Source organism: Litorisediminivivens sp. KMU-197 (genome assembly GCF_056858395.1).
The window spans coordinates 945,908-960,419 of record NZ_JBXEQG010000001.1 but is presented as its reverse complement, the minus strand read 5'-3'; the positions used below and the strand labels follow the sequence as shown (position 1 = coordinate 960,419).

Genomic DNA, 14,512 nt, shown 5'->3' with positions numbered 1-14,512 from the left:
CTTCATCTGCAGTTAAACAAACAGTCACAGTGTCAGGTGGTAGCCCTGTACGAGGATGCCATGTACCTGAAAAAAGTCGAAGGTCCGCGCTCCGTCTCGCTTCCGGATGGGACGGTCATGACACGCGCCGATCTGCCTCCGCCCCAAACCCGGCGCTGGGTAGCCTCGCGCAAGGCCGCCGTGGTGCGCGGTGTGCTTTACGGATTGATATCGCAAGAAGATGCGCAAAAACGCTATGCCATCTCGGCCGATGAATTCCGCGAATGGGTGACAGCCGTTTCCCAATTCGGCGAGGATGCTTTGAAAGCAACCGCTTTGCAGAAATATAGACAACCATGAGTGGTGTTCTCTCAATTCCCCTGCTACGGTAACTGTCGGTTAACCTTTCTTCTACAGGTTATCGTAAAAGGCCGACCCAGTGGAGATGATTATGCGCGTTTTGCTTGTTGAGGATGATCCGACGACCGCGAAGAGCATCGAGTTGATGCTGACGCATGCGAACCTGAACGTCTATTGTACCGATTTGGGCGAGGAGGGCATCGATCTAGCCAAGCTTTACGATTATGATCTTATACTTCTCGACCTCGGGCTGCCGGACATGCACGGGCACGAGGTGCTGCGCCAGTTGCGGCTGGCGCGGATCGAAACACCGATCCTGATCCTGTCAGGCTCCGACGATACCGAGAACAAGCTCAAGGGCTTCGGGTTCGGCGCAGACGATTACCTGACCAAGCCGTTCCACCGCGAGGAACTTGTGGCGCGCATCCATGCAATCATCCGCCGCTCCAAGGGGCATTCGCAGTCGATCATCCGTACCGGGCATATTTCGGTCGATCTCGATGCCAAGACGGTGGAGGTCGGCGGACACCCGGTGCATCTGACGGGCAAAGAATACCAGATGCTCGAATTGCTCAGCCTGCGCAAAGGCACCACGCTGACGAAAGAGATGTTCCTGAACCATCTCTACGGTGGCATGGACGAACCGGAGTTGAAAATCATCGACGTGTTCATCTGCAAGCTGCGGAAGAAACTCAGCCAGGCCACCGGTGGCGAAAACTACATCGAGACCGTCTGGGGCCGGGGCTACGTCCTGCGCGATCCCGCGCCGAGAGAGCTCGACGGCGGCACCGACCGGCTCGCTATCGGCGCCTGATCCCTCTGGACCCTCCGCACGCACCGCCCTATCACTTCGGGCAAAAGGCTGGGGGTCCGATGACACGCGACATCGCTGTTTCAGAACTTACGAAGAAGCAGGCCCAGGATGAACTGGCCGCGCTGGCAGATGAACTTGCCCGTGCCAATGCCGCCTATCACCAGCAGGACGCCCCCGATATCAGCGACGCCGAGTACGATGCGCTGAAGCTGCGCAACGCGGAGATCGAGGGACGTTTCCCCGATCTGAAGCGCGACGACAGCCCCTCGGAGCAAGTCGGTGCGGCCCCCGCCGAAGGCTTTTCAAAGGTCACCCACGAGGTTCGGATGATGAGCCTCGGCAATGCCTTCTCGGATGAGGACGTGGCCGACTTCGACGCCTCCATCCGCCGCTATCTCAACTGGCCCGAGGATGCGCTGCTGGCCTATACTGCCGAACCCAAGATCGACGGCCTGTCCCTGTCGCTGCGATATGAAAATGGCAAGCTGATGCAGGCGGCCACCCGTGGCGATGGCGAAACCGGTGAAAACGTCACTGCGAACGCCCGCACCATCGACACCATACCGACCGAGATAGAATGCGCCCCGGATGTCCTCGAGGTTCGCGGCGAAGTCTATATGCGACACGCCGATTTCGAAGCGCTGAACGCCCGGCAGGCCGAGGCGGGCGCCAAGACCTTCGCAAACCCCCGCAATGCCGCCGCCGGATCGCTGCGCCAGCTTGACGCCGCCATTACCCGCACCCGTCCGCTGGCCTTCTTCGCCTACGGCTGGGGCGCGCTCAGCGAACCGCTGGCGGACACCCAAAGCGGCGCGCTGAAACGGCTTGCCGCGATGGGGTTTCAGACGAATGCGCTGACCCGTCGCTGCGAAACGCCGGCCGAGATGATCGCGCACTACCGACAGATCGAGGCCCAACGCGCCACGCTCGGCTATGACATCGACGGTGTGGTCTACAAGCTAGACAGGCTCGACCTTCAGGACCGGCTCGGCTTCCGCTCGACCACACCGCGTTGGGCCATCGCCCACAAGTTTACGGCCGAGCTCGCCTGGACCCGGCTTGAGGCCATCGACATCCAGGTTGGCCGCACCGGAGCGCTCAGCCCCGTCGCACGCCTGACCCCGGTCACCGTCGGGGGCGTGGTCGTCTCCAACGCGACGCTTCACAACGAGGATTACATCGCCGGCCTCGGCCGCAGTGGCGAGGTGATCCGCCCCGACCCCGACGGCCGCGCCAAGGACATTCGCGTCGGCGATTGGGTGCAGGTATACCGCGCCGGTGACGTGATCCCCAAGATCGCCGATGTCGATCTATCGAAACGCCCCGAAGATGCGCGGCCCTACGCCTTTCCCGCCACCTGTCCGGAATGCGGGTCCGATGCCGTCCGTGACGAAGGCGATGCCGTCCGCCGCTGCACCGGCGGCCTGATCTGCCCCGCGCAACAGATCGAGAAGCTGAAGCATTTCGTCTCGCGCGCGGCCTTTGACATCGAGGGTCTCGGAGCAAAGCAGGCAGAGCAATTCTATCGCGACGGCTGGATCGCCGAGCCCGCCGATATCTTTACCCTCAAGGACCGGTACGGGTCCGGTCCGCAGCAGTTGAAAAACCGCGAAGGCTGGGGCGCGAAATCGGCGCAGAAGCTCTTTGATGCGATCGACGAACGCCGCCAAATTCCGCTGTCCCGCGTGATCTTCGGCCTTGGCATCCGCCATGTCGGTGAACAGGCGTCGAACCTGCTGGCCGCCCACTACGGCAGTTGGAGCGCATTTGACCGTGCCATGACCGAGGCGCAGCCGATGGAAGGCTCGGCCTGGAATGACCTGCTGGGCGTTGATGGCGTTGGCCAGGTCCTCGCGACCTCGCTGGTTGCTGCTTTCGGGCAAGAGGCTGAACGCGCCGCCATCATCCGCCTCGTCGAGCAACTTCAGATTCAGGACGCCGCGAAACCCAAGGTCGAGGGCAGCCCGGTGGCGGGCAAGACCATCGTCTTCACCGGTAGCCTTGAAAAGATGACCCGAGCCGAGGCGAAAGCGCGGGCCGAGGCATTGGGGGCCAAGGTCTCGGGCTCGGTTTCCGCCAAGACCGATCTCGTGGTCGCGGGGCCCGGCGCAGGGTCCAAAGGCAAGAAGGCCGCCGAACTGGGCATCGAAACCCTTGACGAAGAGGGCTGGCTGGCCCTCATCGGGGCATGAGCACGCGGCCCGAGCCGCTGTTTCCGCTGTTTGCGGGGCTCGAAACCTTGCCCGGAGTTGGCGCCAAGACCGGCAAGGCGTTGGCCGCGCTGGCCATTGAGGCGCCGCGCGACCTGCTGTTCACCTTGCCCTATTCCGGCATCGACCGGCGCCGCCGGGACACCGTGCAGGGCGCCGACCTGCCCGGCGTCATCACCGTCGAGGTCGAGGTCGGCCGTCATGTGGCGCCGCGCAGCCGCTCCGGCGCGTACCGGATCAATGTGACCGATGCGCAAACCAGCTTTCAGCTCGTGTTTTTCCACGCCCGCAGCGAATATCTGAAGAAGATCCTGCCGACCGGGCAGCGCCGCATCGTATCGGGCAAGGTCGAGCTGTTCGATGGCATCGCCAATATGGTGCACCCGGACCATGTGCTGCCGCTGGCCGAAGCCGCCGATATCCCGCAATTCGAGCCGGTCTATCCGCTCACCGCCGGCGTGACGCAGAAGCTCATGACCAAGGCCGCGCAGGCGGCGCTGGTCCGCGCGCCGGAGTTGGCCGAATGGATCGATCCGGCGCTGCTGGCCCGGGAAGGCTGGCCGCATTGGCGCGCGGCGCTTGAAATCGCGCATCATCCACAGGATTTGGCTGCGCTCTCCGCTATGCATCCGGCACGCCTGCGATTGGCCTATGACGAGCTATTCGCACACCAGATGACCCTCGCGCTGGCGCGCATGAACCGCCGCCGCAGCAAGGGGCGCGTGACACGCGGGACCGGGGACCTTCAACGTAAAGTATTGAAGACGTTGCCCTATACACCCACCGGTGCCCAGACCCGTGCGGTGGCAGACATTGCCGCAGACATGTCCGGCACTGAGCGGATGAACCGGCTTTTGCAGGGCGACGTGGGTTCCGGCAAGACGCTGGTCGCCTTCATGGCGCTGCTGATCGCTGTCGAGGCGAGCGGGCAGGGGGTGATGATGGCCCCAACCGAGATTCTGGCCCGGCAACATCTGGAGGGCTTGCAGCCGCTGGCGCAGAGCGCCGGCGTGGTGTTGGAACTGCTGACGGGCCGGGACAAGGGGGCCGATAGGGCGGCCAAGCTGGCGGCTCTGGCCCGTGGCGATATCCAGGTTCTGGTCGGCACCCATGCGGTGTTTCAGGACGACGTGATTTTTCACGACCTGCGTCTTGCTATCGTCGACGAACAGCATCGCTTCGGGGTGCGTCAACGGCTGGCACTGGGGGCCAAGGGCAAGACGGCCGACGTGCTGGTTATGACCGCGACACCGATTCCCCGCAGCCTGGCGCTGGCGCAATACGGTGACATGGATGTCTCGGTGCTCGACGAGAAGCCACCAGGTCGCAAACCGATAAAGACCGCGCTGATTTCGACCGAGCGGCTGGACGAGGTGGTCGGCCGCGTCCGCGTCGCCGCCGAAGAGGGACGGCAGGTCTACTGGGTCTGCCCACTGGTCGAGGAAAGCGAAGTCTCTGAACTGATCGCGGCCGAAGAGCGCTTCAAACGCCTGCGTGCCGCGCTTGGTGAGGGCCGTGTTGGTCTGGTGCATGGCCAGATGGCACCCGCCGACAAGGATGCGGCCATGGCCCGGTTCCAGTCCGGCGAGACCACTGTGCTGGTGGCGACCACGGTGATCGAGGTCGGCGTCAACGTGCCCAACGCGACAATCATGGTGATCGAACGGGCCGAGATCTTCGGACTGGCGCAATTGCACCAGTTGCGCGGGCGGGTAGGGCGCGGCGATCAGGCATCGACCTGCCTGCTACTCTATCAGTCGCCGCTCGGCGAGGCCGGACGCAAGCGGTTGGAAACCCTGCGCAATACCGAGGACGGCTTTGTCATCGCCGAGACCGACCTTGAAATGCGGGGCGCGGGCGACGTTATCGGCACGGCACAGTCCGGATTGCCGAGGTTTCGCGTCGCCGACCTCGAATCTCAGGCAGGTCTGATGCAGACCGCGCAATCGGACGCCCGCGCGCTCCTGCAGGCGGACCCGAACCTTGACAGCGCCCGCGGCACAGCCACCCGCCTGTTGCTCTGGCTGATGCGGCAGGATGAAGCAATTCGTTTATTGTCAGTAGGTTAGCGCTTTCGAAACCAGTTTGTTCCGGTATGTTCTCAAAAAGTTCTTTACAGGTGGTTTCCGATATGAGAACAAATAGGCAACAGACAGTGAGGAGATGTCGAGATGCTGAAACGCCTGACCAAGACGCGCAGAGAGGCGGACCTGAGCCTGGTTCAGGATGCCGTCGGCGCGCTCTCCATTGTCGTTATGCTTGTGACGGCTCTGCACGTCCCTGCAATCCTGTAAGGATTTCCTCTGCCTGCTTCGCGTATCGCCTTTCGCGCACCTGTCCCACACCGCGCGACCTGCCTTATCCCGTTCCCCTGGGAGTTTCGGGGTCTGCCTCAACACCCCGCCAGCGGCACGCGACGCTTCCTTGGCCGCCTTCTTTGGAAGGCGGCCTTTTTTACATAAGTTTTTCGTATCTTTCAGGCCGAGACTGAAAGCGCCTGATGGGCGGCCTCTGCTGCGGCCTCGACCGCCAGCAAGATGGATGCATGGCGGTTCTTGTAATCGCGCGCGGGCTCCAGAACCTCGTAGCCATCGAAGGGCGCCGAGGGCACCGGCCCGCCCTCTTTCAGCATGGCGCGCAGTTCGTCGCGGGCGCGGTCCAATTCCTCAGGCGTCCGCCCTATAACCACCGACCCAAGCACCGAGGCTGCCGATTGCCCAAGCGCACAGGCCTTCACGTCCTGCCCGAAGCGGGCGACCTTGCCATCTTCCATCGCGACATCGACCGTCACAGTCGAACCGCACAGCGGCGAGCGTTTCTTCACCGTTGCCTCGGGCGCCTCCAGCCGCTCGGCATGGGGAATGTCCGCCGCCAAGGCGAGAATCCGGTTGGAATAAAGCTTGATCAGGTCGGTCTCGGCCATTGTGGCTTTCTCTTCTGCTGTGCATTTTCTAAATAGGCGCGCGAGAGCGTCATGCAAAAGGTTTTTCGCCCATGTCCTTCGATCCCGCGACTTTGGTCTTTAACGACGCCGGTCTGATCCCCGCAATCGCCCAGGACGCCGCAACTGGCGAAGTGCTTATGATGGCCTGGATGAATGCTGAATCCGTGGCACGCACGCTGGCCACCGGCAAGGTGACCTACTGGTCGCGCTCGCGGCAGAATTTCTGGGTCAAGGGCGAAAGCTCGGGCCATGTGCAGGAGCTGGTGGAGTTGCGTATCGACTGCGACCGCGATTGCCTGTTGGTGACGGTCAGACAGACCGGTCCAGCCTGCCATACAAACCGACGCAGCTGCTTCTATACCGCCGTGCGCAGCGGGGCCGAGGTTGAGGTGATGCAGCCCGAGACCTAGCGTTCAAGGCCCACCAGGGCACGAATATCCGCAGGCGCAGCCCCTTCCGCCCGATAGGTGGCAATAGCGCGTGCATCGTCGCGTTTGGCAAGGCGTTTTCCAGCCGCGTCGCGGATCAGACGGTGATGGTGATACCGAGGGACGGGCAGGTCCAGCAGAGCCTGCAGGACCGCGTGAATTTTCGTGGCTTCAAAAAGGTCCTGGCCTCGGATCACGTCGGTTATCCCTTGGTCGGCGTCGTCGATAACGATCGAAAGATGATAGCTCGCGGACATCCCACGGCGCACCAGCACAACGTCACCCAAGTCAGAGATCATCTCCAAGGCCGTGATCTGCCTGTCTCCAGCGCCGAACTCCATTTCTGAAAATGAAACGCTTTCAACGCTCTGAATTGCCATCTTCATGTCGAGCCTCAATACCGCATCTTCAGGCATAGAACCGCTGCGCGAGGCGCCCCGACAGGTGCCGGGATAGACAATCCCGTCCGGTCCATGATGGGCGGCGCCCTCTTGCGGCGCATTCGCTGCCTCCTGAATATCGCGACGGGTGCATATGCAGGGATAGAGCAATCCCTGCGTCCAAAGCTGTTGCAAAGCGTCCCGGTAACGGCCCCCGCGTTCGGACTGACGCCAGACAGGCTCTGGCCAATCGAGGCCTAGCCAATGCAGGTCGTCGAAGATTTGCGCCTCCCAATGCGGTCGCGCGCGGCTTTGATCGATGTCGTCGATACGCAGGTGAAACACGCCGCCCGCCGCCTGCGCCGCCTCGTAAGCCCGCAGTGCCGAATAGGCATGGCCAAGGTGGAGCGGGCCTGTGGGCGATGGGGCGAAGCGCGTGCGAAACGTCATGTTATCAGAGGTTTGCGCTCATGTCTTCATGCAAATTCGCGGGCGAAGGCAGACAGCCACCCGGTCCAGGCCGTCTTCGCGCGGTCGGTATAGGCCTTGTATCGGTCCTTGCGACCGCGACGCCCGCCTTTAAGCCCGTCAACCGGGCGGAACAGGCCGAAGTTGACGTTCATCGGCTGGAAGGTCTTGGCTTCAGCTCCGCCGGTGATGTGATGGATCAGCGCGCCCATGGCACTGTCCTGCGGCACCTCTGGCAGCGGCGTCCCGAGAATTTCGGCCGCGGCCAGCCGCCCGGCCAAAAGACCCATGGCGGCGCTTTCCACATAGCCTTCGACGCCGGTGATCTGCCCGGCAAATCGGATGTTAGGCCGCGATTTCAACCGCATCTGTGCGTCGAGCAGCGTGGGCGAATTCAGGAATGTGTTGCGATGGATCCCGCCGAGACGCGCGAACCGCGCGTCCTCGAGCCCCGGGATCTTGCGCAGCACTTCGGTCTGGGCGCCATATTTCATCTTGGTCTGGAAGCCCACGATATTATACAGCGTTCCCAGCGCGTTATCGCGGCGCAGTTGCACAACGGCCCAAGGTTTCACGTCAGGCTGATGGGCGTTGGTCAGACCGACCGGCTTCATCGGGCCGTGGCGCAGCGTCTCGCGCCCGCGCTCGGCCATGACCTCGATCGGCAGGCAGCCGTCAAAATAGCCTGCGGTCTCACCCTCGTGGAACTCTGTCTTGTCGGCGGCCAGCAGCGCGTCGATGAAGGCGTCATACTGGCCCTTGTCCATCGGGCAGTTGAGGTACGCCTTCTGTTCTTCCTCCGTCTCGCCCTTGTCGTAACGCGACTGCATCCAGGCCTTCGACATGTCGATGCTTTCGGCATAGACGATGGGCGCGATGGCATCGAAGAAGGCCAGCGCCTCGCTGCCGGTCTCGTCGCGGATTGCCTGACCGAGGGCCGAAGAGGTCAGCGGGCCGGTGGCAAATATCCAGTGGCCGTCGCGCGGCAGTTCGGCGATTTCGCCGTATTCCACGCGCACGTTGGGCAGGGCGGTCAACGCCGCGGTCACGCTTTCGGCAAAGGGATCGCGGTCAACGGCGAGGGCGCCACCGGCCGGCAGCCTGTGCTTGTCCGCCATCGCCATGATCAGCCCATCGGCGGCGCGCATTTCCCAGTGCAACAGCCCGACGGCGTTCTGTTCATCATCGTCCGACCGGAACGAGTTGGAACAGACCATTTCCGCCAGGTGGCCGGTCTTGTGAGCAAAGGTTTCGACCTTTGGCCGCATCTCGTGGATCACCACGTCGACGCCCAGTCTTGCCGCCTGCCAGGCCGCCTCGGACCCGGCCATGCCGCCGCCCACGATGTGCAATGTCTTTGTCATGGGCGCTCACATACGCCGTTTTGCAGCGCTGTCAAAGACCCTGTGTCGTCACGTTTCGCTATGCGCCACCTTGCCCTCGCCGTCCGCTCGGGCCAGCTTGGCGCTGCATCAAATCGGAGGACAGCATGGCAATCGTGATCGGCGCAGAAGAGATGTCGGGATTCCTCGACGAGGTCTTTCCCCAGATCGCCGGGATGTTCAGCATCGACCGGCTGGACGAGGACCTGCTGATCATGCGCCTGCATGCCGATGACCGGCACCTGCGCCCCGGTGGTACGGTGTCGGGGCCGTCGATGTTCGGGCTGGCCGACGTGGGGGCTTACGTGGCGACGATGGCGCGCATCGGGCGAGAAGCGCTGGCGGTGACGACGAATTGCTCGATCGACTTCATGCGCAAGCCGGCGTCTGGGGCGGATGTTCTGGGCCATTTCCGGGTGCTGAAACTGGGCCGCAGCCTGAGCGTGGTGGACTGCCTGTTGTTTTCCGAAGGGCAGGAGACGCCGGTGGCGCGTGCCAGCCTGACCTATTCGATCCCGCCGCAGCGGTAGCGGCGCCCGCAGGCAAGGGCGATCCTCGCAATGTTTCCCAACGCAGTTCCGGACCCGCTCCGGGACCTGCTGAAATCCCGCTATCGGTGGATGATGCCAAATTAAGGTGAGGTTTTTCGTCGGCTCCCACGGCATGAAAAAAGCCCGAGGCGCGAAGCCTCGGGCACAGGAAGAGATCTGGCAGACTCAGGGATCCGTCAGCCTTGCCAGAACGTGCGAGTGGCCTCCTTGTTGGCCAGATCGCGCGTCACGCCGATATCGTCGAGCAAATGGTCATCAAGGTCCTTCAGTCGCAGGCGGTTGCGCCGCGCGGCTTCCCATTTCACCAGCTTCGCCACCACCGACAGCGCCACCGCGAAGGGGGCGGGGCGGCCATGGGGGATGCCGGGTGCCTGCGGGGTGAGGGTATGAAGCTGTGCCATGAGCGTACCTTTCTAAATTGTATTGACACAATGTGGCTGATGCCGTAGATAAATTGGTACAAAAACTTTCAGCAGGGGTCCATGGATATATTGTGATGGGTACAATTTCGATTGGTGATATATCGTCCTTCGACGGCCCCAAGTATCGTGCCGTGGCCGAGAGTATCCGCACTGCCGTGCGCGAGGGGCAAATCTCGGAAGGTGACAAGCTTCCGCCCGTGCGCGACCTTGCCTGGGACCTCAAGATCACGCCGGGGACGGTGGCCCGCGCCTATTCCTTGCTGACCGATGAGGGCCTTCTCACCGCTGGCGTGGGTAGGGGGACATTCGTCACATCCCCGGCCGATGCACCGCTGACCGAGGCGCCGCTGACCCGCACGCCGGCCCTGAATACCGAGATTGTACCGCTTTTCAGTCCGCGTCTCCCCGATGTAGGGCAGGACGATCTGATCCGTCGCTTGCTGCGCGCGGTGGCCGACAATCCGGGCTCTGACCTGTTGAACTATCCAACCCGTGCCGGCACCGAAGCCGCTCGCCGTGCCGCCGCCGCCTGGCTGAAGGACGCGCACCTTGGCGCCATCGACCATCGAGACATGGTGCTGACAAACGGCGGACAGAACGGCATATCACTGATCATGCAATGCGTGCTGCGCGGTGCGCGTCCGGTGGTTTTCGTCGAAGAACTGTTCTACCCCGGCTTCCGCCACGCCGCCGAACTGCTCCGCGCCGAGGTGGTGCCGGTGCCGATGGACCGTCAGGGCATCCTGCCCGAGGCGCTGGACCGGCTGGCGGAACAGCATGGACCACAACTGTTGTGCACCGCTCCCGAGGTGCAGAATCCCACAGGCGTGCGGACCACGCTGGAGCGCCGCCGGCAGATCGCCGAAATCGCCGCGGCCCGCGGCTTCGACATCCTCGAGGACGACTGCTATCGCCTGTCGCGGCCCGAATTGCCCGGCTACCGCGTGTTGCTCCCGCGCCATTGCTGGTTCGTCTCGTCGATCTCCAAGACACTTACGCCGGGGCTGCGGATCGGGTTTGCGGTCGCCCCGCATGATAGGGCGCAGGAACTGCGCCGTGCCGCCGAATACGGCTATTTCGGCCTGTCGCGGCCGTTGACCGACCTCGTCGAACGCTTGCTGACCCATCCTGATACGCCGCGTTTGGCAGCAGAAGCGGTCCAGATCATCGGCCAATACGTGCGCACCGCCGTCAATGTGCTGGGCGCCTATGATCTGGTCTGGCGCGAGGACGTGCCGTTCTTCTGGCTGCCACTGCCGCAGGGCTGGCGCGCCGCGGCCTTCTGTCAGGCCGCCGAAGCCGCGGGCGTCCAGATCCGCAGCGCCGAGGATTTCGCGCTGCGCGATGCCCGCACGCCGCATTCGGTGCGCGTCACCATCAACGCCCAGGTCACGCCCGAGGCTTTCGAGGGCGCGATGTTCCGCCTGCGCAATCTGCTGGACCATCCACCTGAGCATATCGGGGTATAAGGTTGGGGTATAGTGATACCTAATTTGTAAGCTGCTGAATTTGAACGAGTAATACGCGCAAACCCATCTTGACTGCGCACCAACAACCTTTATAACCCGCCCATCGAATTTGGCGGCGTGGCTTTGGCCGCGCCCGGACTTCAGACCCAAGGGTAAACCCGATATGAAAACCTTCTCTGCGACCCCGGCAGACATCGAGAAGAAATGGATCGTGATCGACGCCGAAGGCGTGGTTCTGGGCCGTCTCGCCTCGATCGTCGCCACCCGCCTGCGCGGCAAGCACAAGCCGTCCTTCACGCCCCACATGGATTGCGGTGACAACGTTATCGTCGTCAACGCCGACAAGATCCAGCTGACCGGCAAGAAGCGCGAAGAAAACCACTATTGGCACACCGGCCACCCGGGCGGCATCAAGTCGCGCACCAAGCAGCAGATCCTCGAGGGTGCCCACCCCGAGCGCGTCGTGACCCTCGCGGTCAAGCGCATGCTGCCGGGCAACCGTCTGGCGCGTCAGCAGATGACCAACCTGCGCGTCTATGCCGGCACCGAGCATCCGCACGAGGCGCAGTCGCCCGAAGTGCTCGACGTCAAGAACATGAACTCGAAAAACACCCGGGTGGCGAAATAATGGCTGAGCAAGTGAATTCCCTGGAAGACCTGAACGCCGTCACCGGCGGTGTCGAGGCCGTGGAAACCGAAACCCCGCGCGAGCCGGTCCGTGACGACCTCGGTCGCGCCTATGCCACCGGCAAGCGGAAGGACGCGGTCGCCCGTGTCTGGATCAAGCCGGGTTCGGGCAAGGTCTCGGTCAACGGCCGCGAGCTTAACACCTATTTCGCGCGTCCCGTGCTGCAGATGATCCTGCGCCAGCCCTTCACCGTGGCCGGTGTCGAAGACCAGTTCGACGTGCAGGCGACCGTCAAGGGCGGCGGCCTGTCCGGTCAGGCCGGTGCGGTCAAGCACGGCATCTCGAAGGCGCTGCAACTCTACGATCCCTCGCTGCGCGGTGCGCTGAAAGCGGCGGGCTTCCTGACCCGCGACAGCCGCGTGGTGGAACGGAAGAAATACGGTAAGCGCAAGGCGCGCCGGAGCTTCCAGTTCTCGAAGCGTTAAGCTTTGTGCAGATCACACGAAAGGCCGTCCCTCGGGGCGGCCTTTTTCGTGGCACCAAGGGCTTGACGCGCGTGCCGTGAAAGCCGATGGCTCGGACATGGCAGAGTATCGGATCGAAGACGCGGGACAACTGGCCAAGGTGGCAAGCGGGCAGGTCGACGCCGACAAGCTGACGCTGTTTTCGACCATGCGCAATGAAATGGGCTTTCTGCCTGCCTTCCTGTCGCATTACCGTGCCATCGGGTTCGAGCAGTTTCTCATCATCGACGACGGGTCCGACGACGGCAGCTTCGACTACCTGTCCGCCCAGCCCGATTGCGCCGTCATCCACACCGCGCTGTCCTACGGTGCGCCGCTTACCTATCGCGACCCCGACGGTACGCGGCAGCAAACCCGCGCTGGCATTTACTACAAGATCGCCCTGCCGCACCTCTACTGTTCCGGCGCCTATGTGGCCTATGTCGATGCTGATGAGTTCATGTTCCTACCGCCGGGTGTGGCCTCGATTTCCGAGGTGATTGCGCGTCTCAAGGCCGAAAACGCGCCTTCTGCCGTGGCCACGGTGGTCGAGTTCTTTCCCGAAACCGTTGCCGGATTGCAGGGTAACCTGCCGCAGAGTTTCGGAGACCTGCTTCAGGCCTATCCCTACTTCCAATGCGAAAAGCTGGTGGACCTGCAGCGCGGTCGCCAGCCTGACCTCATCGGTCAGTCCAAGACGGCGCGCCTGTTCATTCAATTCGACGTTCAGCCGAAGGTCGAGCGCAAGGGACTGCAAAGGCTCTACATGCCGTCGAAGGCCCGCAAGGCGCAACAGTTTCAGAAATCGCCGCGCCACAAGACCCCGTTGCTTCTGCGCAGTGACACCAGCCGCCTGACCGGCACCCACAACGCCAACCAGCCGCCCAGCTCGGAAGTGCTTCTGACTATCGCGCACTTTGTTTTCACCGCGCAATTCGCCGAGAAGATTGCCCGCGCCCGCGCGTGGGGTGCCCATGCCAATGCTGCCGCGAAGTACCGCTATTACGCCGAGCTTCTCGACCGTATGGAAGCGCAATCCGGCAGCTTCCTCGACGAAAATTCCGTAAAGTTCGAAAGGGTCGAGCAGCTTATGGATTGCGGTTTGATGGCCTATCCCGCCAGATAGCGCGCCGAGGGCCAAGCAGTCATCACCTGCGGCAGCCGCTCGGCGACCGCATGATAGACCGGTGCGTAATGCCTTGCGATTTCCGCCGTCAACTCATCGGAGATGCCGGAAGAGGGGCCGCGTGCGTTGACCTTGTCGCCGCCCGCCTGCGCCTCGATCGGTACTCCGGCGAATTGGGCCAGTGCCGCGATTCCCTCGGGCGCAAACAACTCTTCGAAAAGGCAGATGAACCGGTCCTCGGGCGCAAAGACGGCCTCCATCGCCTCCAGCGTCAGGTCGTAACGCGTCCTCGCCGCCGCCTCCTGACTGGCATAGAAGTTCCGCAAGCCGGACTCGAAATCCTGTAATTCCGATGCGGTTCCCTTGTCCACGTCCATACGATAGTGCGACTTGATGCGGGCCACCGGGTCGCGCATGGAAAACAGGCATTTCACCGCGATTCCATCAGCTTGGAATCCGTCCTTGATCTTTGCCAGCAGCCCGGCGGGCAGGGCGGCGTAGCTGGGTGTGATGTCGCCCGTCATCCGGACGCCGGGCTTGTTCAGCAGCGCTGCGAAGTAATCGAAATACTGACGGCGATCATGCTGCATCCGCCAGCGCAGGTGATCCTTTGGTTCCGACATGCCCAACCTGCGCTTGGCTTCGGCGCGCAGCATCTGGAACGCCGAGGGCTCCGCAACCCGGTAGCGCGTGAAGACCGATCCAAGGTCGGCCTCCCAGACCTGATACTCGCCCAGGCGTCCGAAATCAGCGTCCTCCTGGCGATTCAGGTAGGCCTGGATCCAGCTCGATCCGCATTTCTGGCCACCGAGGCCGAGGAAGAATGTCTTGTCGGTCATGACGTGGGT

General features: G+C 62.8%; 16 protein-coding genes. 11 read left to right on the top strand and 5 right to left on the bottom strand.

Going from position 1 to position 14,512, the window contains the following annotated elements; translation table 11 throughout:
• Window positions 1-60: 60 nt before the first annotated feature.
• The 5 genes from sciP (at window position 61) to AC04PT_RS04600 (ending at window position 5,657) form a co-directional block, all read left to right on the top strand.
• A complete protein-coding gene (sciP, locus tag AC04PT_RS04620; protein ID WP_482872359.1) occupies window positions 61-339 on the top strand; it encodes a CtrA inhibitor SciP in 279 nt (92 codons plus the stop codon).
• A gap of 91 nt (window positions 340-430) precedes the next feature.
• On the top strand, window positions 431-1,153 hold the full coding sequence (ctrA, locus tag AC04PT_RS04615; RefSeq protein ID WP_482872358.1) for a response regulator transcription factor CtrA: 723 nt from the start codon (window positions 431-433) through the stop codon (window positions 1,151-1,153).
• A gap of 59 nt (window positions 1,154-1,212) precedes the next feature.
• Complete coding sequence (ligA, locus tag AC04PT_RS04610) at window positions 1,213-3,345, top strand: NAD-dependent DNA ligase LigA (RefSeq protein WP_482872356.1); 2,133 nt, start codon at window positions 1,213-1,215, stop codon at window positions 3,343-3,345.
• The gene (gene recG / locus AC04PT_RS04605; protein WP_482872355.1) at window positions 3,342-5,432 is read left to right on the top strand and encodes an ATP-dependent DNA helicase RecG; all 2,091 of its coding nucleotides are present in this window, start codon (window positions 3,342-3,344) and stop codon (window positions 5,430-5,432) included. The genes ligA and recG overlap by 4 nt, the downstream gene beginning before the upstream one ends.
• A 102-nt stretch (window positions 5,433-5,534) precedes the next feature.
• Window positions 5,535-5,657, top strand: a complete 123-nt coding sequence (locus AC04PT_RS04600; RefSeq protein ID WP_482872354.1) for a hypothetical protein — start codon at window positions 5,535-5,537, stop codon at window positions 5,655-5,657.
• 182 nt (window positions 5,658-5,839) lie between these two features.
• Here AC04PT_RS04600 and AC04PT_RS04595 read toward each other — a convergent pair whose 3' ends face one another.
• Window positions 5,840-6,286 (bottom strand): iron-sulfur cluster assembly scaffold protein, encoded by a 447-nt coding sequence (locus tag AC04PT_RS04595; protein ID WP_482872353.1) that lies wholly within the window; start codon window positions 6,284-6,286, stop codon window positions 5,840-5,842.
• A 71-nt stretch (window positions 6,287-6,357) separates the two neighbouring features.
• Between AC04PT_RS04595 and hisI the strand changes: the two genes are divergently transcribed.
• On the top strand, window positions 6,358-6,717 hold the full coding sequence (hisI, locus tag AC04PT_RS04590) for a phosphoribosyl-AMP cyclohydrolase (protein ID WP_482872352.1): 360 nt from the start codon (window positions 6,358-6,360) through the stop codon (window positions 6,715-6,717).
• Here the strand turns inward: hisI and gluQRS are convergent.
• Together gluQRS and trmFO are read right to left on the bottom strand one after the other, a co-directional pair.
• Entirely contained in the window at window positions 6,714-7,565 is an 852-nt protein-coding gene (gluQRS, locus tag AC04PT_RS04585; RefSeq protein ID WP_482872351.1) for a tRNA glutamyl-Q(34) synthetase GluQRS, read from the bottom strand. The genes hisI and gluQRS overlap by 4 nt on opposite strands.
• A 26-nt stretch (window positions 7,566-7,591) precedes the next feature.
• Window positions 7,592-8,947, bottom strand: a complete 1,356-nt coding sequence (trmFO, locus tag AC04PT_RS04580) for a methylenetetrahydrofolate--tRNA-(uracil(54)-C(5))-methyltransferase (FADH(2)-oxidizing) TrmFO (protein WP_482872350.1) — start codon at window positions 8,945-8,947, stop codon at window positions 7,592-7,594.
• Between the two features lie 125 nt (window positions 8,948-9,072).
• Between trmFO and AC04PT_RS04575 the strand changes: the two genes are divergently transcribed.
• The gene (locus tag AC04PT_RS04575) at window positions 9,073-9,495 is read left to right on the top strand and encodes a PaaI family thioesterase (RefSeq protein ID WP_482872349.1); all 423 of its coding nucleotides are present in this window, start codon (window positions 9,073-9,075) and stop codon (window positions 9,493-9,495) included.
• A gap of 197 nt (window positions 9,496-9,692) precedes the next feature.
• Here the strand turns inward: AC04PT_RS04575 and AC04PT_RS04570 are convergent, their stop codons facing one another.
• Window positions 9,693-9,917, bottom strand: coding sequence for a YjiS-like domain-containing protein (locus AC04PT_RS04570; RefSeq protein WP_482872347.1), 225 nt, complete (start codon window positions 9,915-9,917; stop codon window positions 9,693-9,695).
• 95 nt (window positions 9,918-10,012) lie between these two features.
• On the opposite strand from AC04PT_RS04570, the gene AC04PT_RS04565 reads away from it, so the two are divergent.
• From AC04PT_RS04565 to AC04PT_RS04550, 4 genes are all read left to right on the top strand, one after another.
• Window positions 10,013-11,407 (top strand): aminotransferase-like domain-containing protein, encoded by a 1,395-nt coding sequence (locus AC04PT_RS04565; protein WP_482872345.1) that lies wholly within the window; start codon window positions 10,013-10,015, stop codon window positions 11,405-11,407.
• Between the two features lie 163 nt (window positions 11,408-11,570).
• Window positions 11,571-12,035, top strand: a complete 465-nt coding sequence (gene rplM / locus AC04PT_RS04560) for a 50S ribosomal protein L13 (RefSeq protein ID WP_482872344.1) — start codon at window positions 11,571-11,573, stop codon at window positions 12,033-12,035.
• Window positions 12,035-12,520 carry a 30S ribosomal protein S9 gene (gene rpsI, locus AC04PT_RS04555; RefSeq protein WP_482872342.1) on the top strand — a complete coding sequence of 162 codons (486 nt, stop codon included), beginning with the start codon at window positions 12,035-12,037 and terminating at the stop codon, window positions 12,518-12,520. The genes rplM and rpsI overlap by 1 nt, the downstream gene beginning before the upstream one ends.
• Window positions 12,521-12,617: 97 nt before the next feature.
• Window positions 12,618-13,664, top strand: a complete 1,047-nt coding sequence (locus AC04PT_RS04550) for a glycosyltransferase family 2 protein (protein ID WP_482872341.1) — start codon at window positions 12,618-12,620, stop codon at window positions 13,662-13,664.
• Here the strand turns inward: AC04PT_RS04550 and AC04PT_RS04545 are convergent.
• A complete protein-coding gene (locus AC04PT_RS04545; protein WP_482872340.1) occupies window positions 13,649-14,503 on the bottom strand; it encodes a sulfotransferase family protein in 855 nt (284 codons plus the stop codon). The two genes, AC04PT_RS04550 and AC04PT_RS04545, sit on opposite strands and share 16 nt — an antisense overlap.
• Window positions 14,504-14,512 lie beyond the last annotated feature (9 nt).

Bases quoted from the DNA above. Each gene is read 5' to 3' on its own strand.
- sciP (WP_482872359.1), top strand. From the start codon at position 61: ATGTACCTGAAAAAAGTCGAAGGTCCGCGCTCCGTCTCGCTTCCGGAT.
- ctrA (WP_482872358.1), top strand. From the start codon at position 431: ATGCGCGTTTTGCTTGTTGAGGATGATCCGACGACCGCGAAGAGCATC.
- ligA (WP_482872356.1), top strand. From the start codon at position 1,213: ATGACACGCGACATCGCTGTTTCAGAACTTACGAAGAAGCAGGCCCAG.
- recG (WP_482872355.1), top strand. From the start codon at position 3,342: ATGAGCACGCGGCCCGAGCCGCTGTTTCCGCTGTTTGCGGGGCTCGAA.
- AC04PT_RS04600 (WP_482872354.1), top strand. From the start codon at position 5,535: ATGCTGAAACGCCTGACCAAGACGCGCAGAGAGGCGGACCTGAGCCTG.
- AC04PT_RS04595 (WP_482872353.1), bottom strand. From the start codon at position 6,286: ATGGCCGAGACCGACCTGATCAAGCTTTATTCCAACCGGATTCTCGCC.
- hisI (WP_482872352.1), top strand. From the start codon at position 6,358: ATGTCCTTCGATCCCGCGACTTTGGTCTTTAACGACGCCGGTCTGATC.
- gluQRS (WP_482872351.1), bottom strand. From the start codon at position 7,565: ATGACGTTTCGCACGCGCTTCGCCCCATCGCCCACAGGCCCGCTCCAC.
- trmFO (WP_482872350.1), bottom strand. From the start codon at position 8,947: ATGACAAAGACATTGCACATCGTGGGCGGCGGCATGGCCGGGTCCGAG.
- AC04PT_RS04575 (WP_482872349.1), top strand. From the start codon at position 9,073: ATGGCAATCGTGATCGGCGCAGAAGAGATGTCGGGATTCCTCGACGAG.
- AC04PT_RS04570 (WP_482872347.1), bottom strand. From the start codon at position 9,917: ATGGCACAGCTTCATACCCTCACCCCGCAGGCACCCGGCATCCCCCAT.
- AC04PT_RS04565 (WP_482872345.1), top strand. From the start codon at position 10,013: ATGGGTACAATTTCGATTGGTGATATATCGTCCTTCGACGGCCCCAAG.
- rplM (WP_482872344.1), top strand. From the start codon at position 11,571: ATGAAAACCTTCTCTGCGACCCCGGCAGACATCGAGAAGAAATGGATC.
- rpsI (WP_482872342.1), top strand. From the start codon at position 12,035: ATGGCTGAGCAAGTGAATTCCCTGGAAGACCTGAACGCCGTCACCGGC.
- AC04PT_RS04550 (WP_482872341.1), top strand. From the start codon at position 12,618: ATGGCAGAGTATCGGATCGAAGACGCGGGACAACTGGCCAAGGTGGCA.
- AC04PT_RS04545 (WP_482872340.1), bottom strand. From the start codon at position 14,503: ATGACCGACAAGACATTCTTCCTCGGCCTCGGTGGCCAGAAATGCGGA.